Origin of the sequence: Candidatus Accumulibacter phosphatis (assembly GCF_000024165.1) — a bacterium.
GTDB lineage: Bacteria > Pseudomonadota > Gammaproteobacteria > Burkholderiales > Rhodocyclaceae > Accumulibacter > Accumulibacter phosphatis.
The window spans coordinates 2,015,316-2,035,339 of record NC_013194.1; the positions used below are offsets into that span (position 1 = coordinate 2,015,316).

General features: G+C 61.2%; 24 protein-coding genes. 9 read left to right on the top strand and 15 right to left on the bottom strand.

Annotated elements, in window-relative coordinates; genetic code table 11:
- Window positions 1–4: 4 nt before the first annotated feature.
- The 4 genes from cyoE to CAP2UW1_RS08925 all read right to left on the bottom strand — a co-directional run bounded on the left by cyoE (window position 5) and on the right by CAP2UW1_RS08925 (window position 3,468).
- On the bottom strand, window positions 5–901 hold the full coding sequence (gene cyoE / locus CAP2UW1_RS08910) for a heme o synthase (protein ID WP_015766298.1): 897 nt from the start codon (window positions 899–901) through the stop codon (window positions 5–7).
- Window positions 902–1,037: 136 nt separating this feature from the next.
- On the bottom strand, window positions 1,038–2,732 hold the full coding sequence (locus tag CAP2UW1_RS08915) for a cbb3-type cytochrome c oxidase subunit I (protein WP_015766299.1): 1,695 nt from the start codon (window positions 2,730–2,732) through the stop codon (window positions 1,038–1,040).
- A gap of 16 nt (window positions 2,733–2,748) precedes the next feature.
- Window positions 2,749–3,288, bottom strand: a complete 540-nt coding sequence (locus tag CAP2UW1_RS08920) for a cupredoxin domain-containing protein (RefSeq protein WP_015766300.1) — start codon at window positions 3,286–3,288, stop codon at window positions 2,749–2,751.
- 30 nt (window positions 3,289–3,318) lie between these two features.
- Complete coding sequence (locus tag CAP2UW1_RS08925) at window positions 3,319–3,468, bottom strand: hypothetical protein (protein ID WP_015766301.1); 150 nt, start codon at window positions 3,466–3,468, stop codon at window positions 3,319–3,321.
- Window positions 3,469–3,772: 304 nt separating this feature from the next.
- On the opposite strand from CAP2UW1_RS08925, the gene CAP2UW1_RS08930 reads away from it, so the two are divergent.
- Both CAP2UW1_RS08930 and CAP2UW1_RS08935 read left to right on the top strand, forming a co-directional pair.
- Window positions 3,773–4,822 carry a COX15/CtaA family protein gene (locus CAP2UW1_RS08930; RefSeq protein WP_015766302.1) on the top strand — a complete coding sequence of 350 codons (1,050 nt, stop codon included), beginning with the start codon at window positions 3,773–3,775 and terminating at the stop codon, window positions 4,820–4,822.
- Entirely contained in the window at window positions 4,819–5,745 is a 927-nt protein-coding gene (locus CAP2UW1_RS08935; protein ID WP_015766303.1) for a COX15/CtaA family protein, read from the top strand. Before CAP2UW1_RS08930 ends, CAP2UW1_RS08935 begins: the two co-directional genes overlap by 4 nt.
- An 81-nt stretch (window positions 5,746–5,826) precedes the next feature.
- Here CAP2UW1_RS08935 and CAP2UW1_RS08940 read toward each other — a convergent pair whose 3' ends face one another.
- From CAP2UW1_RS08940 to CAP2UW1_RS08950, 3 genes are all read right to left on the bottom strand, one after another.
- Window positions 5,827–6,297, bottom strand: coding sequence for a copper chaperone PCu(A)C (locus tag CAP2UW1_RS08940; protein WP_015766304.1), 471 nt, complete (start codon window positions 6,295–6,297; stop codon window positions 5,827–5,829).
- A 98-nt stretch (window positions 6,298–6,395) separates the two neighbouring features.
- On the bottom strand, window positions 6,396–6,827 hold the full coding sequence (locus tag CAP2UW1_RS08945; RefSeq protein ID WP_015766305.1) for a DUF1318 domain-containing protein: 432 nt from the start codon (window positions 6,825–6,827) through the stop codon (window positions 6,396–6,398).
- Between the two features lie 18 nt (window positions 6,828–6,845).
- Window positions 6,846–7,427: an SCO family protein gene (locus CAP2UW1_RS08950; RefSeq protein WP_015766306.1), complete on the bottom strand. Its 582-nt coding sequence runs from the start codon at window positions 7,425–7,427 to the stop codon at window positions 6,846–6,848.
- 745 nt (window positions 7,428–8,172) lie between these two features.
- Here CAP2UW1_RS08950 and CAP2UW1_RS08955 point away from each other — a divergent pair.
- Window positions 8,173–8,748, top strand: a complete 576-nt coding sequence (locus CAP2UW1_RS08955) for a group II intron maturase-specific domain-containing protein (RefSeq protein WP_015766307.1) — start codon at window positions 8,173–8,175, stop codon at window positions 8,746–8,748.
- Between the two features lie 68 nt (window positions 8,749–8,816).
- Here the strand turns inward: CAP2UW1_RS08955 and CAP2UW1_RS08960 are convergent, their stop codons facing one another.
- The 3 genes from CAP2UW1_RS08960 to CAP2UW1_RS08970 form a co-directional block, all read right to left on the bottom strand.
- A complete protein-coding gene (locus CAP2UW1_RS08960) occupies window positions 8,817–9,236 on the bottom strand; it encodes an ester cyclase (protein ID WP_015766308.1) in 420 nt (139 codons plus the stop codon).
- A gap of 92 nt (window positions 9,237–9,328) precedes the next feature.
- Window positions 9,329–9,811: a hypothetical protein gene (locus CAP2UW1_RS08965; RefSeq protein WP_015766309.1), complete on the bottom strand. Its 483-nt coding sequence runs from the start codon at window positions 9,809–9,811 to the stop codon at window positions 9,329–9,331.
- Between the two features lie 90 nt (window positions 9,812–9,901).
- On the bottom strand, window positions 9,902–11,206 hold the full coding sequence (locus tag CAP2UW1_RS08970) for a hypothetical protein (protein ID WP_015766310.1): 1,305 nt from the start codon (window positions 11,204–11,206) through the stop codon (window positions 9,902–9,904).
- A gap of 722 nt (window positions 11,207–11,928) precedes the next feature.
- Between CAP2UW1_RS08970 and CAP2UW1_RS08975 the strand changes: the two genes are divergently transcribed.
- The 4 genes from CAP2UW1_RS08975 to ltrA all read left to right on the top strand — a co-directional run bounded on the left by CAP2UW1_RS08975 (window position 11,929) and on the right by ltrA (window position 15,306).
- Window positions 11,929–12,174: a hypothetical protein gene (locus CAP2UW1_RS08975; protein WP_049778548.1), complete on the top strand. Its 246-nt coding sequence runs from the start codon at window positions 11,929–11,931 to the stop codon at window positions 12,172–12,174.
- A gap of 70 nt (window positions 12,175–12,244) precedes the next feature.
- Complete coding sequence (gene istA / locus CAP2UW1_RS08980; protein ID WP_012806910.1) at window positions 12,245–13,333, top strand: IS21 family transposase; 1,089 nt, start codon at window positions 12,245–12,247, stop codon at window positions 13,331–13,333.
- Window positions 13,330–14,115, top strand: coding sequence for an IS21-like element helper ATPase IstB (istB, locus tag CAP2UW1_RS08985; RefSeq protein ID WP_012806911.1), 786 nt, complete (start codon window positions 13,330–13,332; stop codon window positions 14,113–14,115). The genes istA and istB overlap by 4 nt, the downstream gene beginning before the upstream one ends.
- A gap of 108 nt (window positions 14,116–14,223) precedes the next feature.
- Window positions 14,224–15,306: a group II intron reverse transcriptase/maturase gene (ltrA, locus tag CAP2UW1_RS08990; protein ID WP_412566863.1), complete on the top strand. Its 1,083-nt coding sequence runs from the start codon at window positions 14,224–14,226 to the stop codon at window positions 15,304–15,306.
- Between the two features lie 94 nt (window positions 15,307–15,400).
- Here the strand turns inward: ltrA and CAP2UW1_RS24490 are convergent, their stop codons facing one another.
- From CAP2UW1_RS24490 to CAP2UW1_RS24505, 5 genes are all read right to left on the bottom strand, one after another.
- The gene (locus CAP2UW1_RS24490; protein ID WP_015766311.1) at window positions 15,401–16,093 is read right to left on the bottom strand and encodes an FRG domain-containing protein; all 693 of its coding nucleotides are present in this window, start codon (window positions 16,091–16,093) and stop codon (window positions 15,401–15,403) included.
- 36 nt (window positions 16,094–16,129) lie between these two features.
- Window positions 16,130–16,429: a DUF2442 domain-containing protein gene (locus tag CAP2UW1_RS24495; RefSeq protein WP_015766312.1), complete on the bottom strand. Its 300-nt coding sequence runs from the start codon at window positions 16,427–16,429 to the stop codon at window positions 16,130–16,132.
- A gap of 7 nt (window positions 16,430–16,436) precedes the next feature.
- Complete coding sequence (locus tag CAP2UW1_RS24500) at window positions 16,437–16,640, bottom strand: DUF4160 domain-containing protein (RefSeq protein WP_015766313.1); 204 nt, start codon at window positions 16,638–16,640, stop codon at window positions 16,437–16,439.
- Between the two features lie 79 nt (window positions 16,641–16,719).
- On the bottom strand, window positions 16,720–17,202 hold the full coding sequence (locus CAP2UW1_RS09000) for a pyridoxamine 5'-phosphate oxidase family protein (protein WP_015766314.1): 483 nt from the start codon (window positions 17,200–17,202) through the stop codon (window positions 16,720–16,722).
- Between the two features lie 135 nt (window positions 17,203–17,337).
- Complete coding sequence (locus tag CAP2UW1_RS24505) at window positions 17,338–17,721, bottom strand: VOC family protein (RefSeq protein ID WP_015766315.1); 384 nt, start codon at window positions 17,719–17,721, stop codon at window positions 17,338–17,340.
- Between the two features lie 209 nt (window positions 17,722–17,930).
- Between CAP2UW1_RS24505 and CAP2UW1_RS09005 the strand changes: the two genes are divergently transcribed.
- Together CAP2UW1_RS09005 and CAP2UW1_RS09010 are read left to right on the top strand one after the other, a co-directional pair.
- Window positions 17,931–18,848, top strand: a complete 918-nt coding sequence (locus CAP2UW1_RS09005) for a tyrosine-type recombinase/integrase (RefSeq protein ID WP_015766316.1) — start codon at window positions 17,931–17,933, stop codon at window positions 18,846–18,848.
- Window positions 18,845–19,951, top strand: a complete 1,107-nt coding sequence (locus CAP2UW1_RS09010) for an IS91 family transposase (RefSeq protein ID WP_015766317.1) — start codon at window positions 18,845–18,847, stop codon at window positions 19,949–19,951. Before CAP2UW1_RS09005 ends, CAP2UW1_RS09010 begins: the two co-directional genes overlap by 4 nt.
- Window positions 19,952–20,024: the final 73 nt, after the last annotated feature.

Sequence of the window (20,024 nt, forward strand, 5' to 3'; positions counted from 1 at the left end):
GGGATCAGAACCGGAGTTGGGTGTCGACGATGGCGGCCAGCAGGACCAGCGTCAACTGGATCAGCGAGGCATGAAAACACACCATGGCCGATTTGCGGTTGGGGTCGCGTGTCAGCCGCCAGGCCTTCTGGATGAACAGGAAGCCGCCGACGGCGGCGCCGGCGAAGTAGATCGCGCCAAGGCCGAAGGCCAGCGGCAGCAAGGAAGCGGCAACCAGCGCCAGGGTGCTGAAGAAGATGGTGTTCGCTGCCCGCTGGTCACCGACGACGACCGGCAGCATGGGTACGCCGGCGGCTTCATAATCGGTGCGGAAAGCGATCGCCAGGCTCCAGAAATGCGGCGGCGTCCACAGAAAGAGCACCAGTGCCAGCGCCAGCGGCACGCCGCCAGGCTGCGGGTCGGCGGCGGTCGCCCCCGCCAGTACCGCCCAACTCCCGGCCAGACCGCCGAAGACGATGTTCAGCCAGCTCCGCCGCTTCAGCCACACCGTATAAACGATGGCGTAGAAGAAGGCGCCGAGAAAGACGAACAGCGCCGACCAGGCGTTGAGGGCGAGCCAGGCGCTGCCGACCGACAGCGCCATCAGGGCGCCGATGACCAGCAGCCAGATCGGCCCATGGCGGAGTTCGCCGGTGACGAAGGGGCGCTTGCTGGTACGCGCCATCAGGTGATCGCTGTCGTGTTCGTAATACTGGTTGAAGGCGCCGGCGCTGGCCGACGAAACCAGCACCGACAAGGTCAGCACCAGCAGTTGCAGCAGGCTCAGGGCAGGCCCCGGGCTGACCGCAAGTCCGGCCAGCGCGGTGAAGGTGATGACGACGCCGATGCGCAGCTTGAAGACGCCCAGAATGGCACGGAAGGGAAAACCGGGGGTGCTGTTCGATGGGAGTGTGGATTGCATTGGCGTCGATAGCTTGGCGATCAGTTGAAAAACGATGGGACGATCGGTTCGGGGTCAGGCCTGCTTGAATCGAGCCTGTACTCCAGGCCCGATTGAGGCAGGCCCCCACGCCGGCGGCGCGGGGGAGATTGCCGGATCAGCTCAGCAGCCAGACTTCGGACAGGTACTTCCAGTTGACGAAGTAGTAGAGGACGAAGCAGACGAAGAGCAGCAGTGCCAGGACCACGGTGCCGGGAACGCCGACATGGTCGCTGCCGTGTGCCACCGCCGACGCGGCCTGCGTGCTCGGCGGGATCGGTGTCGGCTGGTTGGAGACCTTGCCGCCGTCGAGCTTCTTGCCAAACAGCAGCGAACCGACGACGAGCAGGATCCACAGGCCGCCGCCGATCACCGCGATGACGCCGAAGATGCCGGTCAGGCCCATCATCAGGTAGGCGGCACCCGGCCATTCATACTGGAACGGTGCGCCGGAGAAGGCCATGTCCCAGTGCCGGCGCGAGACGCCCAGCGTGCCGGCGCCCATCATCACCAGGCCGAGCACCGACATGCTGATGCCGAACAGGTAGGGCTGGATCTGGCACAGCTTAGGCAGAATCATCTCGCGGCGGAAGAGGACCGGAACCAGCAGGTAGGTGATCGACATGAAGGCCAGCGTCGTGCCGGTGACGACCGTGGTGTGGAAGTGGCCCGGAACGTAGAAGGTGTTGTGCATCAGCATGTTGATCTGCTCGGTACCGAGGACGACGCCCGAGATGCCGCCGAGGAAGCCGAAGCTGACCAGCGAGATGAACATGCCGGAGAACACCGGGTTGCCCCAGGGGGCCTTGCGCAACCACTCGAACAGGCCGTTGGTGTAGCCCTTGCGCCGCTGCGCGGCTTCGATCGCACCGGGAACCGTGAAGCCGTGGATCATCGACGCCATCACCGCGAAGTACATGAAGTAGGAGGTGTTCAGCACCTTCCACTCGGCGCTCATGCCGGGGTCGGAGAGCAGGTGGTGCGCACTCGCCAGTTGCAGGAAGAGGATGTAGAGCAGGAAGGCGAAGCGCGACACCTTCTCGGACAGCGGCTTGGCGCCGAAGATCACGGCCGCGGTCAGATACCAGACCGAGACGTGTGCGGCGACGTTGATTTGCTGCGAAGAGTGCCCCAGTCCCCACCACACCATGCGGTACAACTGTGCGTCGATTTCCTTGATCAGGCCGACGGACCAGAAGAAGGTCGGGAGCAGGATACCGGCGCCGGCGAGGATGGTGAAAGTGGCGATGATCGCGGCGGTCAGCGCGCCGAATGTCACCAGTGGCAGCGAGCCCTGATAGGTCTTGTCCTTCTTGGCGACGACCAGCGTGCCGAAGAACACGGCGGTGCCGAGCAGCGCACCGACGGCGACCAGAATGATCCCGAGGTAGAAGTGCGGGGCCGCCTGCATCGGCACATAGGAGGTGAACATGACGCTCGATTCGCCCTGGAAGATGGCGACGTTGGTCATGATGCCGCCGACGACCATCAGCCAGAAGCCCAGCCAGGCGATCTTCGGCGTCGCCAGTCGGCAGCGGAGCAGGGTCGACGAAGCGAAGTAGAGAACGGCCATCTCGAAGAAGAGGATCCACAGGATCAGCATGTCGATGCCGTGGGCAGTCAGAATCAGGTAGAACTGGTCGGCCGGCAGGAGCTTGATCGCCGGCCAGCGCGTGAGGATGACCAGCAGGGCGGTGATGCCGCCGACGAGCAGCCAGAGGACGCCGGCGACGGCGTTCCAGCGCATCAGTTTCTCGGCCTGGTCCTCGAACTGCAGTCCGGAGACGGGACAGGTACGGTAGGTTGTTGCCATCTTGTTTGTTCCCCCCTTATTTCACGTAGATACGGCCGAGCATCGAGTGGTGGCCGATGCCGCAGTATTCGTTGCAGACGATGGCGTAGGTTCCTGCCTTGGTCGGTGTCATCTTGACCACATGCTCGTAACCCGGAATCACCTGGATGTTGATGTTGACCGGTTGCAATGAGAAGCCGTGGTTGTAGTCCATCGACGACAGGTGGATCTTGTAGGTCTGGCCCTTCTCGAGTTCGAGGATCGGGTACCAGGCCCACAGGCGGGCGATCAGGTAACCATCGCCGCCGGCCGGCACCTTGACCACGGGAATGTTCTGGTCGGTCTCGGTACGGATGGTGTTCTCGGCGATGAACTTCTCGGCCTTGGCCGCGAACATCTCGGGGGTCGTCTTGTAGGCCTCGTTGGAGAGGTTCTGCTTACCGTAGATGTGCCAATAGATCATCATCACGAACATGACCATCCCCCAGACGAAGGCGATCGCGATCCACGCCCATTCGACCTTGTCGATGGGTTGCTTCCACCATAGCCGATCGGACGGCGGCAGAATTGCACTCATAGTTGTTTCTCCCTGATGTGAATGACTGGCCTAGCGGGCGACCGGCGTGTTCATGATGTCGATGATGCCCCACAGGATGTAGAGCAAGCCCGGTGACGCCACGCCGAGAAACAGCAGCAGAAAGTGGTTGTCCAGCAGCTTCTGCATGAACGGAATGTCGTCATCGTTTTGGTCGGCCATCTTTGTATCCCCCATCACTGATTGGCGCGCGCGGCGCATGGTAAGTTGCTAAGTTGCGGTCAAACGTCGAATTCCTTGGCCTTTCGGGGCACAATTGGCCGAAGAATACCTGCAGCGGGTGCCTGATTGATTTGATGCACGTCAAGAACGCGGAAAGACCGCGGTCAGCGGCAAAACCAGCAGGGATGGGCGTCGCAGGGCCGCCGGTGCGGCCAATGGTCGCAGCCGATCGAGCGCACGAACGGCCTATCAAAGAGCATATAATCCGCGCCTGGCCCCCTTTCCCGCTTTCCTGGTTCCCGACATGGATAAAGTCGCTCGCCGACAAATCGCGCTCTGGCTGCTGGTCTGCAGCGCCATGGTCTTCGCCATTCTGGTCGTCGGCGGCGTTACGCGCCTGACGCATTCCGGCCTGTCGATCGTCGAATGGCAGCCGATCGTCGGCGTCATCCCGCCGCTCGATCAGGCCGAGTGGGACGAAACCTTCGAGAAATACAAGAAGACGCCGGAATACCAGCAGGTCAACCACCAGATGACGCTCGACGAATTCAAGGGGATCTTCTTCTGGGAGTACTGGCACCGCGTCCTCGGGCGGCTGATCGGCGTCGTCTTCCTGCTGCCCTTCCTCTACTTCTGGCTGCGCCGCAAGATTGCCCCGCCACTCCTGCCGAAGCTGCTTGGGATTTTCGTACTCGGCGGCCTGCAAGGGGCGATGGGCTGGTACATGGTGAAGAGCGGCCTGATCGATGATCCGCGCGTCAGTCATTACCGCCTGACGGCGCACCTGTCGCTGGCCTTCCTGATCTTCATCGCCATGTTCTGGCTGGCTCTCGGCCTGCTCGCCGAGCGCGCCCGCCACACCGCCGACGCGGCACTGCGGGGCTTGCAGCGCGGCGGCTTCTGGCTGACGATTCTGGTCGCCTACATGGTCGTCAGTGGCGGTTTCGTCGCCGGCATCCGCGCCGGCAAGGCCTACAACACCTTCCCGTTGATGAACGGCCACGTGCTGCCGCCGGAGAGCTTCATCATCGAGCCGTGGTACCTCAACTTCTTCAACAACATGGCACTGGTCCAGTTCGATCACCGCCTCGGCGCCTGGTTGCTCGCTTTCCTGGTGCCATGGTTCTGGTGGAAGATCCGTGCGGCAGGCGTCTCCGCCGCCGCACGGCGTGCCGCCACGCTGCTCGTGGCGGTGCTGTTCGCCCAGATCCTGCTCGGCATCGCGACGCTGCTGCTGCTCGTTCCGGTCGGCCTCGGCGCCGCCCATCAGGGCGGTGCGATGGTCGTTCTCGGGGTCCTGCTCTGGTTGAACCACGAACTCCGGGTGGCGCCCGCATCAGGCGACGCTTCGTGATTGCGAGTCAGGCGCTGCGCCTGCGGAATATCCGGACGACGGCGCTCCTGCTCAGCGCCTTGTCGCTACTGGTTGTGGTCCTCAGCGCTCACTTGCGGCTTGCCGGCGCCGGTCTCGGCTGTGCCGACTGGCCCGCCTGCTATGGGCAACTGCTGGCCGGTGAGCCGCAGGCCCTGCATTTCGGGTTCGTCCGCCTGTTGCACCGCGCCACGGCATCGCTGTCGCTGCTCTTCGCCGGCTACCTCGCCTGGCAGTGCCTGCGCCGTCCCGCAGTCGAGTCGGCCGGTCGTTCGGCGACCCTTCTCCTGCTGTTGATGCTGGTCCTCTCCGCACTCGGCATCTGGAGTTCCGATCCGCGGCTGGCGCTGGTCAGCTTCCTCAACATCATGGGCGGCCTGGGGCTGGTGACCTTCTCATGGCGAGTCGTGCTGGCGGCCCGACCGCGCTCGCTGCTCGACACGGCGACACCGCCGACATTGCGGCTGCGTCTGGGCGCGGGCCTGCTGTCGCTGACCGTCGTCCTCGGCGCTCTGATCGGCGCCGGCTATGCCGCGCTGGCCTGCGCCTCGTTTCCCGATTGTGGGGGCAATTGGTGGCCTGTGGCGGCTGGCTGGGCCAGCCTGCGGCCGTTCGCCGCTCTCACCGGCCCGCCGCTTGCCGGCGATCCGGGCGGCATGACGCTGCATCTCCTGCATCGCTACGCTGCTCTCGCAACGCTGCTCGTGCTCGGCAGCGCCGGTGTGCAGGCGCTCGCGGATCCGACGCGGCGCCAGGCGGCAGTCGCCCTGCTGCTCCTCCTGGCCAGCGAAGTCGCGCTGGGGAGCCTGATGGTGCTCAGTGGTTTCAACCTCTGGATGGCGATCAGCCATGGAGCCTGCGCCGCCATGCTGCTGGCGGCGGTGGCGACGCTCCTGCGTCGCTGAGCCGTGTTGCCGGGGCCGCCGGTCGGGTGACGACCTGCGGCCTCACCCCAGCGACGACCGGCCGACCCGCTCTGGCGCCAGTCAGTGCTTGTGTGCGCTGGCCGGCGCCGCGGTGGCGCCCAACTCGCGCACTTCAGCCTTGACCTCGACGGCCTCGATCTTCTTGTCCTTGCCCTCGACCTGCAGCGTCAGCGGCACCGAATCGCCCTTCTTCAGCGGCTGTTTCAGGTTGATCAGCATCACGTGGTAGCCACCGGGGCCGAGCGGCACCGGCTGGCCGGCAGGTAATGCCAGGCGGGTGATGGCGCGCATCTTCATCACCCCGCCGTCCATCTTCATTTCGTGAATCTCGGTGATGGCGGCGGCCGGGCTGGCCGCGCCGACGAGCGTCGCGCCGGACTTGCTGGTTATCTCCATGAAGGCACCGGTGGCCTGCTGGCCGCTCACCGTGCCGCGCACCCAGGCCTCCCTGACCTCGACATCGGCAGCCAATGCCGCCGTCGAAACGCCGAGCAGGATGGCGATGGCCAGCGGGTTTCGGATTGCTTTCACTCCATACTCCTTGTTCGTTGCGGGATGGCGATTATAGACGGGCGCCTGCGCACCGCTCTGCGACAAGATGCCGCAGCCGGTCAGGCGGCAGGCGGACATCACGGCTTCTGGCTCCAGTTACCTTTGGCATCCTCGATCCACCAGCCGGCGTGGAACTGCTCCTTCCAGCGCCTGACCTGCGCCTCGCGCGCGGCAGGCTCGGCGGCCTTGCCGCCCTGTGCTTCGGCGAGCGCATAGATCAGCGAATTGCGATCGGGGTTCTCGTTGTCGATGAGCTTCTCGGCGATCTGTCGTTGCGGCAGCGTCAGCCGGCTGCCATCGCGCAGCTTGACCATGCCGTCGTACCCCAGCCCGATGACGCCTGCGTCGTAGAAGCGGACCAGCCGCGAGGCGCGCTGCGCCAGGCTGTGCTTGACCACCACCACCGGCGGCGTGCCGATGTCCAGATTGATCTGGTCGCTGGTCGGCGCGGCAGTGACCGGCAGGGAAAGAAAGGCGAACAGCACGAGCAGCACGAACAAGCGTTTCATGTCAGGTGTCCTCAAGGATCATTTTCCGGCGAGCAACAGTTTCAGATCGGCGGCGACGTTGTCGGGCGTCTCGCCGTGACGGACGAGCAGCCGCAGTCGACCCTGCGGGTCGAAGGCGTAGCTGCCGGTCGAGTGGTCGATGCTGTAGCTGCCTGCCGTGCTGCCCGCCTGCTTCGCGTAGAAAACCTTGAAGTCGCGGGCCACTGCTGCCGTCGTGGCCTCGTCGCCGTGCAGGCCGATGAAGCTCGGGTGAAACGCCTTGACGTATTCGGCCAGCACCTCGGGCGTGTCGCGCACCGGATCGAGCGTCACGAAAACCACCTGGACGCGCTTGGCGTCGTCACCGAGGCGCGCGAGGACGTCGCGCATCGAAGCCAGCGTCGTCGGACAAACGTCGGGACACTGCGTATAGCCGAAGAACAGCACGACCGCCTTGCCCTTGAAGTCGGCCAGACGCCGCGCCTGCCCCTGCGGGTCGGTCAGGGCGAACTCCTTGCCCCAGTCGGAACCGGTGATGTCGGTCGACTTGAAGGCAGGCGGGCCGGAACAACCGGGCAGCAGCAGGGCGATGGAGAGGAGCAGGGTGGTGAGTAGTTTCATGGTTTCCGATGGTGTGGGCGAACGGCGGCCGGGTGACAGGACGCGCAGCGCGCGCAGCGCATCCGGTGGCAGCGCCGGCGAGGTTCCGGTGGGCGGCGCGGACGCACGGGCGAACCATTGTACAGGCGCCGGCGACATGCAGCCTTGATGCAGGTTAACCGAGACGGGAAATGCCCGCCTTCCGATGACTTGGCAGGTGTCAGCCGTGGCTTCGCAGCGATCAAGCAGCCTTGTGCACTCGCTCTCCCCGCGATAAGACGAATAGCGGCAGCGCTGAACCACGCTGGGTTGCTTTGCGATGCCAATTCCGGAACGCTGACGAGAGCCTGCTCAAATTCCGTTTGGCGCTGCTCAGAACTTTGCTTTGTCCAGACGATAGCCGAAACCTTGCGGAAAACCGGGGTGAAGTGTTGCACGGCAATTCGCTCTCCAACGGCACAGTCGAGGCAAAGCACGGGCAAGCACGAACAAGAGCACGAACAAGAGCACGGACAAAAGCACGGACAAAAGCACGGACAAACAGGCTACGCGTTACCCTGCGTGTCTCGGAGGACTGGAAGGCGTCCTCGGCAGGCTATCGCTGGTCTCCGAGCTCACTGAGCATCGCCCATGTCCGAGGCTGCGGCACCCAGCAACCACGCCGGGATGTCATGCTGGTCGTGGCGCACGCCCCAGACGTCGCTTTGCCCGCTACGCGGACGATAGGGTCATTCTGGTCAAAAGCCAGCGGGCCGGGGAGCGCGTGATGCACAATCTCACGCGTTATTTGGAGACCCGCCTCAAACTCAAGGTCAATCCTGCCAAGAGCAAGGTGGCGCCGATGAGTGACTGCCGTTTCCTCGGATTCACCCTGCGCGGCACGAAGATACGCTGGAGCGACAAGGCGCTGGCGAACTTCAAGCACCGGGTCAGGGAACTGACGGGGCGAAGTGGGGGGATTTCCATGACCATTCGGCTGAACAAACTGGGGAACTTCCTGCGGGGTTGGTTCGGATACTTTGGCATCAGCGAGTATTGCCGGCCGATCCCGGAGCTGGATGAGTGGCTGCGCCGCCGCGTGCGCATGTGTTACTGGAAACAGTGGCGCTGGCCGCGGACGAAGATCAGCCACCTGCTGGCTTTGGGCGTCCGCCTGAAGACCGCGATCCAGCATGGCGTCAGTAGCAAGAGCTACTGGCACATGGCGCGAACCCCGGCGGTACAGCAGGCCCTTTCCAATGCCCGGCTGGAGGCGCAAGGCCTCCTCAGCGTCAAGGCCCTGTGGTGCAAGGCCCAGGGCTACTTGGCTCCAGTCACTTCGTCGAGCGCGCCAACTCGTTGAACCTCCCATTGCGGACCCGCACGGTGGGTGGTGTGGGAGCCGGGGGAGAGAAACCTCCGGCTACCCGATTAGTCATTGGCATTCTTTTCGAGCAATTGAAGCAAGCCGTATACATCGCCAAGCACCCACAAGTCAGCAACTTTCTCTCCATCGAACGAAAAGAGAGCAGACCCCAGCCACTCAACGGGTTTGCTTGTTGGCTGGTAGCCGAAGAACTCGCCGCGATGGATGCCGGAAAAACGCATGCGCGCGAACGCCTTTGAGTCCTCGACAACGAGATCAAGGATGTCGCAGCGATAACTGGCCAGGGCGGAGTGCACAAAATCGACGTACGACCCAAACCCCTCGTGGCCGACCTTGGCCTGACCGAGAGAGCCACGAAAAGTGAAGTTGTCACGAAGTAAGGCCGGAATCTTCGACTTGTCGTGGCGGTTCCAGACATCGGCGTAGAAGCTTTCTACGACTGCGCGGATGTGTGATGAGGTCATTGAAATGGCTAACGTTTGAAGTAACCGGACCGTGCGAGCGGCGCGCAGCGCCGCTCGCACGGTCCGTGTTGACTGAAAGGTTGGGCGTCAATTTACTTGCTCGCTGTGCAGTACGGAGCCGATTTGCTTAGAGACGCCCCGACGCAAGCTGAATATCCGGCAGTCGACAACATTAAAACCCACGCAATGACCGTCATGGTGGCGAACATGGGCGGTTTGGGCTTGAGGTATGCCTCCCAACTCAAATTCGCATGCCCGAGAGCGGTTTCGCACTTGGCTAGAAACCCTGACATTTGCATAACTCTGATGTGCGTTGCTAGCGTGATCACGCCGCTTAGCACTATGAAGGCTGGCGGAATCCACCAAGCGACCGCAAGCGCCTCAGTTGGAAGTTTGAGACAGATAGCTCCCTTGTCCGTAACGGAGAATGCCTGGGTGAGCACCCAGGCGAACACAGCCGAACTTGCCAAGAGCGAATATCGAAAGAGGTTCTCTATCCGTGCGAGAAGGACAGCTACCTCCGCGCGAATCTGCTTGTAGCTCTCGACACCGAAATCGTGCTTCGCCTGATCCATCACGGTCCTCCATTGGTTGTTCTTGACGCCCAACGTTCGAGCTAAGCTGCCGTAGCGGGTCAGCTTGAGGGAGGGGTTAGGCTTCACGGCTCATCTACAGCTGATTGAATCGGATGCAGTCAGCATCCTCTTTCCCTGCGCAATTGCCACGTAGTCGTTTAGGAACCTTCGAAGAATTTCTTCGAAGACGCTGCTATGGTTTAGCACGACACTGGTGCTCGCGTAGGCAACAATGAATGGGTTGTTCGGCCGATGATTTGGTCCTGGAGTGAGCTTCACACCGCCAACAGACGGAACATTTGTTAGGTCCAGATTGACAATTGCACAAGGGTCCTTTATGTAGACGCCCGGATCAAAGCCCGGAATTAAAGCAGGATCTGCTTGTGTAATGGTGAGAGAGTGAGTTCGCGTTGGTTCATACTCCCCCAGTGCCTGGGTCCAAAGCGCTCGCTGCCCCGGCCGAAATGATGGCCTCAGGAGAAGTGCATCGATCTGCCGCCCAAGCGGAAACAAGACTTGTCTGGGCACGTCGCCTGCAGAAGAGACGACTAGTAGAATGGGGTTTTGCTGGCGTCCGTAGCTAAGTTGATTTGAAAGCTTGTCAATGCGCTCAAACTGCATGGCTTCGAACGCGGGATTGACTAGAACGACCAAGTCGCCGAAGCCCGGTAGGTCTGATACGGTGTTCTGCCCAGCACCTTGTTTCGATGCGGCAGTAGTTCGCGCTACTAGTTCGTTCTCAATCTCCGTTGCTACAGCCTTGAATAGAACCTGTGCGCCAAAGCTGTGCCCAATCGTTGCGAGGCCCATGAACGTTTTACTTGTCCCAGCGACACGTGCTGCCTGCTGATTGCGATAGAGGGAGTTGAGCCGAAGCAAGAACTCTCGGGTATCGCCCTCACCCACCCGCTCTGCTGCAGCTTTGCGCCCCCAGAAAGTGGTGTAGTTTAAATACGAAGGTAAAGACCTGCCGCGCCACCCGACGTAGATGGACACGACCGTAAGATCTTCGGTTCCGGTCAGATTCTTTCTTGATTGCCGATACACGGCGCTTTCGGGGGCCTTCTCGTCAGTCAACCGACGTCTTGTATCAACGATGGACTCGCGAAAATCGACCAGGTTTTCGTTCTTTGGATCTGCATCATGGTTCCATCCGTGTACGAAGAGCACGACGATTACGTTTCTTGACTTCGCAAGACTCGAAACCCGCGTAAGTGCTCTTTCGGCTTCAGCTGGGTCCCAGAACTGTCCAAAGTCGTCCACTTGAACAACAAAGTCATCTTGATCGTGCGTGACATCAATGTGGTGATCAAACTTTTTGTGGTTGTATGCGCAACCCGTCAGCATTGCAAACACGACTAGGAGTGCGATCAATAGCAGCGTTTTGGTATCCATTCGTCTGACCCCCCATTGGTGGTTGTTCGTGAAGCCTAACGTAGAAGTAACGGGCGCTGCGCGGCTTCATCGCGCAGCGTCCGGTTGACTGCCGGGTGTGCGCCCAGCATGGGCGCGATGTGATGGGGTGGAAGTCCCCTGTGGGAGTACCGACGTGACTTCATGATGAAGCCATGATAACCACTAGCCGAAGGCAAGGGCAAGGTCGTGAGGACTTGTCTGGAGGAAGCCGGAGCGCAAAAGTGCGAGGCGACGGACAGAAACTGCATAGAAGGCCTGGTCTGCGGGCGAGTTGGCACCCCATGACGAAGCCCACCGGATACGGCGGACAAGGCAAATGCAGCGCTTGTGCACGGAAACATCGCGTTGTTACCTGGGGAGACCTGATCGGCAAGCGATTGCCGACGTTTCGCAAAAGCAGTGGGGATCGCTGCTTAACAGAATGATCCGGGCGTTGCGGCAGGCTGCCGGCCGCAGACGAGCGAACAGGCAGCGAGCGAAGCGAAGGCCATAGCGCGACGGCGAGCAATCGCCAGCGTGACTGATCAGGAATCAGCAGAGGCCATAGTAGCGACACCGAAAGGTAACGCGAAGGGCCGAACATGAACAGACAAGGAGGAGTCGTGAGTCACTCGAACCCGACAACGAACCCGACCGGGGGAGCCGGGGATCGGCGTGATCTTGCCCAGCCAGCCTTGCACGACGCCCCGAAGGAAGGTTGTATGGGGAAGGACTTGATGGAAGCCGTACTCTCACCGGCCAACCTGAAACAGGCGTGGCGTCGAGTGAAATCCAATCGCGGCGCACCGGGAATCGACGGACTGCGCATTGAGGACTTCCCGGCGTATGCTTGTGAGCACTGGCCGGCCATCCGCCAGACCCTGAGCGAGGGTCGCTATCAGCCACAAGCGGTGCGACGGGTGATTATCCCGAAGCCCAATGGTGGCGAATGTCAGCAACGGAAGTAAATTGATACAGCGCAACGATTGAAAGTTGATACACCGAACTGAGAAGATCGGCGATTTTTTTTGGGCGCCGATGATTACGAAGGAGGTGTATGTGGAAATTGAAGTATTGAGGAAGCATGGATTCAGTCTGCGCAAGATTGCAGCCGAAGTGGGCTGCGCGGTGAATACGGTTCGCAGCCACTTGGCGCAGGGCAAACAGCCCCGCTACCAGCGTCAGAAGAAGCGGGCCACCAAACTCTCGACCCATGAAACGTACCTGTGCGAGCGACAGGCTGCAGCGCAGCCGCAGTGGATCCCGGCCACGGTTCTGTTCAGGGAGATTAGGGCCCTGGGCTACGCCGGCGGCGTCAGCCAATTGCGCGCCTTCATGCGTACGATCCGGCCGCAGGGGGCTGCTGATCCGGTGGTGCGTTTCGAAACGGCACCGGGCGAACAGTTGCAAATCGACTGGGTCGAGTTTCGTAAAGGTGCTGATCCGCTGTACGCCTTCTGCGCGACCCTTGGGTACAGCCGGGCGAGTTACGTCGAATTCGTCACCGACATGAAAGTCAGTACGCTGATCGACTGCCACCAGCATGCCTTTGAGGCGCTCGGTGGCGTGGCCCGGCGCCTGCTCTACGACAACATGAAGACCGTTGTTCTCGAACGCGACGTCGACGGCCCAGGCGAACACCGCTATCACGCGGGCTTTCTCGACTACGCCAAGCACTGTGGCTTCGTCATCAACCTGTGCCGTCCCTATCGCGCCCGGACCAAAGGCAAGGTCGAGCGCTTCAACGGCTACCTTCGCCGCTCCTTCTACGTTCCCCTGATCAGTCGGCTCAAGCAGGCCGGCCTGCCACTGGACGCCGTGACCGCCAATGCCGAGGTCAGGCGCTGGCTCAAGGAAGTGGCCAACGTGCGTATCCACGCCAGCACGCAAGTACAGCCCGCACAACGCCTGCAGGAAGAGCAGGCGCATCTGCAAGGCATTCCCCCGCCATGGCGCGGCGATATCGCCGCCGCTCGTCCCCTGGACGCCCCGCCGCCGGTCGAGGGGGCCACTGTCCGCCCGACGGTTGCCGAGAGAATCGCCTTGCCCACGCCGGAGCAGCATCCGCTCGCCGTCTACGCGCAACTGCTGACCCAACTGCAGGCCGCTGCAGAGATGCAGCCATGAACCTCCAGTACGAACGAATGCTCGCCTTGTGCGACAGTCTGAACCTGCCGTTCGTGGCGCAGAACTACGTCGGCGCCGCCCAGGAAGCCGCTGCGCAGGAAAGCGCCTACAGCGACTTTCTGGAAGCACTGCTGAAAGCGGAAGTCGCGGGACGCCAGGTGCGCAAGCAAAGCATGTTGACGCGTCTGGCGGGATTCCCGGCGATCAAGACGCTGGAGGAATTCGATTACGCCTTCGCCGCCGGCGTCAAAAGGAGCCAGATCGACGAACTGGCCGGTCTGGCCTTTGTCGAGCGCAACGAAAACGTCGTCCTGGTCGGCCCCTCCGGGGTGGGCAAGACCCATCTCGCGATCGCCCTGGGCTATCGCGCCGCGCAAGCCGGCATCAAGACCCGTTTCACGACCGCCGCCGATCTCTTGCTGACCCTCTCGGCCGCGCACGCACAGAACCAGTTGAAAGCGGTCATGCACCGGGCGATCGCCGCTTACCGTCTGCTGATCATCGACGAAATCGGCTATCTGCCGATGAGCCGCGAGCAGGCCAACCTCTTTTTCCAGGTGATTGCCGCGCGCTACGAGAAGGGCAGCCTGATCGTCACCAGCAACCTGTCGTTTGGCCAATGGGATGCCACCTTTGCGCAGGATGCCACGCTGACGGCGGCATTGCTGGATCGTTTGCTGCACCACGCACAGATCGTACCGATCGCCGGGGAAAGCTACCGGCTCAAACGTCAGCGGCAGACGGGAATGGTTCAGGCCAGGAAGGCGATCGCCGGAGGGTAGGCGCCGCCGCGGTGGTGGGGCCTCCTTCCGGTTGGGCCTACGGCCCGCCCTCCAGGAGGCCCCACCACCGCCATCAAGCAGCATTGGGGGTGTATCAGTTTTCAATCGGTGACAAAGGAAAAACTGTGTCAGTTTTCAATCGGTGTTGACAGCGAACGCGCGCTGGGCATCCCGACCGTTGTTGATCGGGTCGTCCAGCAAGCCATCGCTCAAATCATGACACCGATCTTCGATCCGGAATTCTCCGAATCGAGCTACGGGTTTCGGCCCCGACGCTCCGCCCACGGCGCACTCAAGCAGGTCAGAGCCGACCTCAAGGCCGGCTATCGCATCGCCGTTGATCTCGACTTGGCGAAATTTTTCGACAACGTCGATCACGACATCCTGATGGCCCGAGTGGCCAGAAAGGTGAGCGACAAGCGGTTGCTGGCCCTCATCGGCCGCTACCTGCGGGCGGGTGTCATGATTGGTTCCACGCTTCAACCCAGCGAGTTGGGAACGCCGCAAGGCGGACCCCTCTCGCCGCTGCTGGCCAACATCCTGCTTGACGATCTGGATCGGACTCTGGAAGGGCGAGGCCACCGCTTTGCGCGGTACGCCGACGACCTCATGGTTCTGGTCAAGAGCGAACGGGCCGGCCAGCGCGTCAAGGCCAGTCTCACCGCCTACCTCGGCCGGCAACTCAAACTGCCGGTCAACGAGAAGAAGAGCCAGGTGGCAAAGATCGAGCAGTGCGTCTTTCTGGGCTTCACCTTCAGGAAGAACAAACTGCGCTGGTCGGATGCCGCCTTCGCCGACTTCAAGCACCGCCTCCGGGAACTGACGGGGCGAAGCTGGGGAGTCTCGATGCCACATCGGTTCGAGAAACTCGGGCAGTACCTGCGCGGCTGGATGGGCTACTTTGGCATCTCGGAGTATTACCGACCGCTTCCCGAACTGGATGAATGGCTACGCCGACGTGTGCGCATGTGCTACTGGAAACAGTGGCGTTTGTGTCGCACGAAGATCAGCCACCTTCTGGCGCTGGGGGTCGACCGGCGGACGGCGATCTTGACGGGCGTCAGCAGCAAGAGCTACTGGCATTTGTCTCGGTCAAAGGCCACGCAAGTCGGGATGACGAACGATTGGTTGAGAGCACAAGGTCTGGTGAGTATCCGGAATCTTTGGATGAAGGCTCACGGTTACGCTTAACAACGTCGTGTGCGCCCTGTTGATGAACCGCCCGGTGCGGACCCGCATGCCGGGTGGTGTGGGGAGGGCCGGTTAGACGCCGGCCCTTACCCGATTATGCCAATTTGTGTTTGCCATTGAGGTACCGACACAAACCTTCAAGATCAGGAAACAAAGTGCGCGAACTGATCCCATATAGATCTAGCGACTGCAGAACATCGGCTCGTTTATCGGCAGGCACACGAAGTTCGGTGAGATGCTTTTTCGTATTTGGATTGATTTCAAGGGGAACAAATTTCCGGCTTCTTGCTGAGTACCTGTGAAGCGTGAACCAACCGTGTTGAGCGATGATTCTTGGGTTATTCAATCGTGGTTGGAAAACACGTGTTTCAGACCGTGAGAATGGACTGGTTTCGTATACGTCATTCGCAAGCAGGTCATCGGCGTATAGGGCATAAACGTAGGCATCTCCTGGCGCCGGATCGGCGCATGCGAACCATAGTGCCGCCAAAGGGTTGCTTGACCAATCCAGCAGGCGAGTTTTAAGACCAAAATGCTGCGCGATAACAAGTAATTCAAGTTCGTTTTGCGGGCCGGGTGGCAGCATTGATGCCCCCATAAGGGCGAGCTGTTTTATAACTTTTTTCTCTTGTTCGGCAGTGTCGACAGTCTTGTCTTTGCGTGCCACGCTTGGAATTAGATTGCCTTGAAAGGCTTGTCCACGAAAAACAGTCAACTCAGCAATCAAATCGAAGCCATATGTAATGCGAACAAATTCAGCAAAGTCATTAGCTTCGAGCTTCTTCACGTGCGGCTACCTCATCTGTTGGCATAACGTGCAAGCTCAGGGGCGCGCCGCTTGCGGCGCGTCCGGCTGGGGCGCAGGGTTAGCCGATGCTCCCGAGACGAGCGGGAAATTTTCCGGGTGTCGGATGGATGCAACGGACAAATCCACATCCAGCAGCGGCCAATACAGATGATCCGGGCTTGGCCATTCGATGGTGGTCAGTTGCTCAATGGTGGCCTGCCGGAACCAAGGAAATTCAGCGAACGGCAAGAGAAGCTCTTCATCGCCAAGGAGCAGCCAGAAACCGTGTACTGAGACGTGGGTGACTTCAGCCGCCGAAATGTTCGTGCCAGGCATCGATGACCTACTGAAGGTGGCGAGCGACGATGCGCTCAGCGTAGGCCAGTTCCTGCTTGGACAGGCCGGTGTGGTTGGCCAGCGTCAGACTCGGTTGCAAGCAGAACTTGGCCTCCCCATGTGGGTGGGCCACATGGATGTGCATTCTCGGCTCTTCGCGTGAAAAGAAGAAGAGCCTATACGAACCGTCGCGGACAACGGTAGGGGCCATGGTGCCTACTCGCGGCTAACGTGCAAGCTCAGGGGCGCGAAGCCGGCTTGCCGGCGAAGCGTCCCTCTGGAGCGGAATGCTAGACATTACTGCTCTCTCGTCTAACTCCGTACGTACAAAGTGCGGCCTGAACCTGTGATGCTTCAGTTGTCTCCGAAGGGTACAGCCTGTAGCTGGGGGCAATAATCGGTTCAACCGCCGTCGCTCGCACTAGGAAAACGCTATGGATTGGAAACCGGTCGCCAACCATCATGCGCAGTGGCTCTGCCCAGCGGAAATACTCCGTCTCTGACGGTTTTACGTCGCGGGCAACGCCATAAACCTTGAACCCCTTCTGGGCAAACACATCAATAAAGCTCAGACATACCTTTCCGTTGATATGAATATTCTTCGCCGAACCCGGCGAGGCGATGTTTGCTACGACGATGTGTTCATCATCCACAACCGCAAACACTTCTTTTGGGGAAACGTTCGGTTGGCCGCCTTCGTCAGCGGTTGCCAACCAGCAGAGGACGCTTCGCTCTGCCATTGCTTTGTGGTCGGAATTGAATATGACTGCCACGGCGGCTCCTGTTATGTCTAATATAGAAGTAACCGGCACTGCGCGGCTTTATCGCGCAGCGTCCAGTGACCGAAGGGAACGGGCTCGATCGCAGGGTTGGGCGTCATACGGTACCGCTGCGGCGTGGCATGCCGGCTACTCACGATAAGAGGACACTTCTATGAGGTTCCCATCGGGGTCGCGAAAGTAGACCGACGTTATCGGGCCAAGAGCACCAGTGCGAGGAACTGGCCCCTCTTCGATGGTGATGCCGCACTTGCGCAAATGATCGATGACTGACTCGGGCGACTCCGTGGTAACGAAACACAAGTCGGCCGAGCCGGGAACGGGATGGCTCGCGTGAGGCGCGAGAGGCGCATTTGCAGGATGCAGATTGATCTTCGATTGCCCGAAAACAAGCGCTCTCCGGCCTGCACCAAACGTAACAGGCGCCATGCCAAGAACGGTTTGATAGAACGAAGTCGTCGTATCTACGTCTCGCACGGTCAGAACGAAATGATCAAGACGCTCAATCTGCATCCGGACTCCTAGAGTTTGACGCCCAACGTTCGCCATAACCGGCGTGCAAAAGCAGAGCGCAGCGACGCTTTTGCACGTCCGAGTTGATGGCGTTGTTGGACGAAGCCGCTACGCGGAGGAAACTGCGGCGCTGTCGTCGTGTTGAAGTCAAGATGTGACCTCGCCCCTCATCGGAGGGATATTCATAACGAATGCGAGGTTACCGCAAGATGGAAGACATGTCAGCTGTCGCAGCAACCGATTTTGAGAAGAACGACGAACTGCACCTGAAGCACCTGAAGCTCAAGGGCTTGCAGCCGAAGACGATCGAGGCGTATTCGCGCGCCATCCGCCGGGTGGGAGACTACTTCGATCATCAGATCGGCGATCTGAGCGAGGCCGATCTGGTGGATTACTTCACCGATCTGCGCGAGACGCACTCCTGGAGTTCGGTCAAGCTCGATCTGTACGGGCTCAAGTTCCACTACGAGCACGTGCTGAAGAAACCCTGGGTGGCACCCAGTCTGATCAAGCCGCCGCGCTCACAGCGCTTGCCGGATATCGTCACGGTCGAGGAGACCGAGCGGATCTTTCTCGCGACGCAGGTGCTCAGTTACCGCGTCTTCTTCTTCACGCTCTACAGCCTCGGTCTGCGCCTTGGCGAAGGCTTACGGCTGACGGTCGGCGACATCGACGGCGCGTGCGAGCGGGTGCATATCCGCGACGCCAAGGGCAACAAGGATCGCCTGGTGCCGCTGCCGACGGCCACCCACCAACTCCTGCGCCGTTTCTGGCAGCGCCACCGCAATCCCGTTCTGCTGTTTCCCAATCGGCACGGCGGCTTGGCGGGCGCACGCGCAGCCAGGACACCGCTCGATCGCGGCGGTGTTCAGAAAGCACTGCGGGCGGTGGTCGAGTCCTGCGGTGTAAAGAAGCACATTTCGCCACACAGCTTGCGCCACGCCTATGCCACGCACCTCGTCGAGGCGGGCGTCGAACTCACCGAGGTGCAGGACATTCTCGGCCATCACTCGATTCTCACGACGGTTCGCTACACCCATCTGACGGATCGAAGCAGGCATCACGCGATCGACCGCATCAACGCGCTGATGGACCGCTATCGCCTGGCCGAGGGGACGCCGCGATGATCCGCCTCGGCTCTGTCATCGCCGAATTCGAAGCGGACTTCCTTGCGCAATTTCGTCACCGGCTGAGCTTCGAGCAGCTTCGTGCCCTCTCGGCCCTGCGCGATTGCCGCAGCGCGGCCAGCCCGATGATGCAGGTTCAATGCAGCGACTGTGCCCATCACCAACTCGTTCCGCACTCCTGCGGCCATCGCCTTTGCCCGCACTGCCAGCACCACGAGAGCCAGCAATGGCTGGAGCGTCAAATGCAGCGCCTGGTTCCGGCCGACTACTTTCTGCTGACCTTCACGCTGCCGGCCGAGTGGCGCGGACTCGCTGCGGCGCACGTCGACGTCGTCTTCGATTCGCTGATGCGCTGCGGCTGGGAAACGGTGCTGCGCTTCAGCCAGAACGACCGGCAGTTGCAGGGGACGCCGGGGGCGATCGCGGTCCTGCACACGCACTCACGTCGGCTCGACTTCCACCCGCATGTCCATCTCGTCGTCTCCGCGGCGGCGGTCGATGCGGCGACGCGCCGCTGGCGATGCAAGCGGCGCGGCAAGAACGGCACCTACCTGTTCAACGAGAAGGCGATGGCCAAGGTCTTTCGGGCGAAGATGCTGGCGGCGATCGAGGCGGCCGGTATCGGCCTGCCGGCGTCCTATCCGCGGCAATGGGTAGCGCATTGCCAATCGGTCGGCAGCGGTGAGAAGGCCCTGATCTATCTCGGTCGTTGCCTCTACCGCGGCGTCATCCGGGAACAGGATATCGTCGCCTGCGAGGATGGCCAGGTGAGCTTCCGCTATCGCAACGCCCAAACCGGCAAGTCGGAAAGGCGCACGCTTTCCAGAGTCAATTTCCTCTGGCTGATTCTCCAGCACGTGCTGCCCAAGGGCTTTCGCCGCGCTCGCAATTTCGGCTTCCTGCACGCCAACTGCAAGCGCCTGATCGGCTTGCTGCATCTCTTGCTGAGGTTCGATCCCAGCCGCTTCAAGCCACCGCGCAAGGAGCGGCCAGCGATGCTTTGCTCGTGCTGTGGCGCCGTGGTGGCGATCGTCAGGACGTGGATTCGACCGACGTCGTCCGTAGTGGTCGCGGTCGTGCCGCGCATCGGGGTCGCCATCTGATCATGTAAGCCGAGACCTCAGCGCTGCCCGGCCGCACGCGGGACTTCAGTTTCCCCAAGCTGAGCGATGTGGC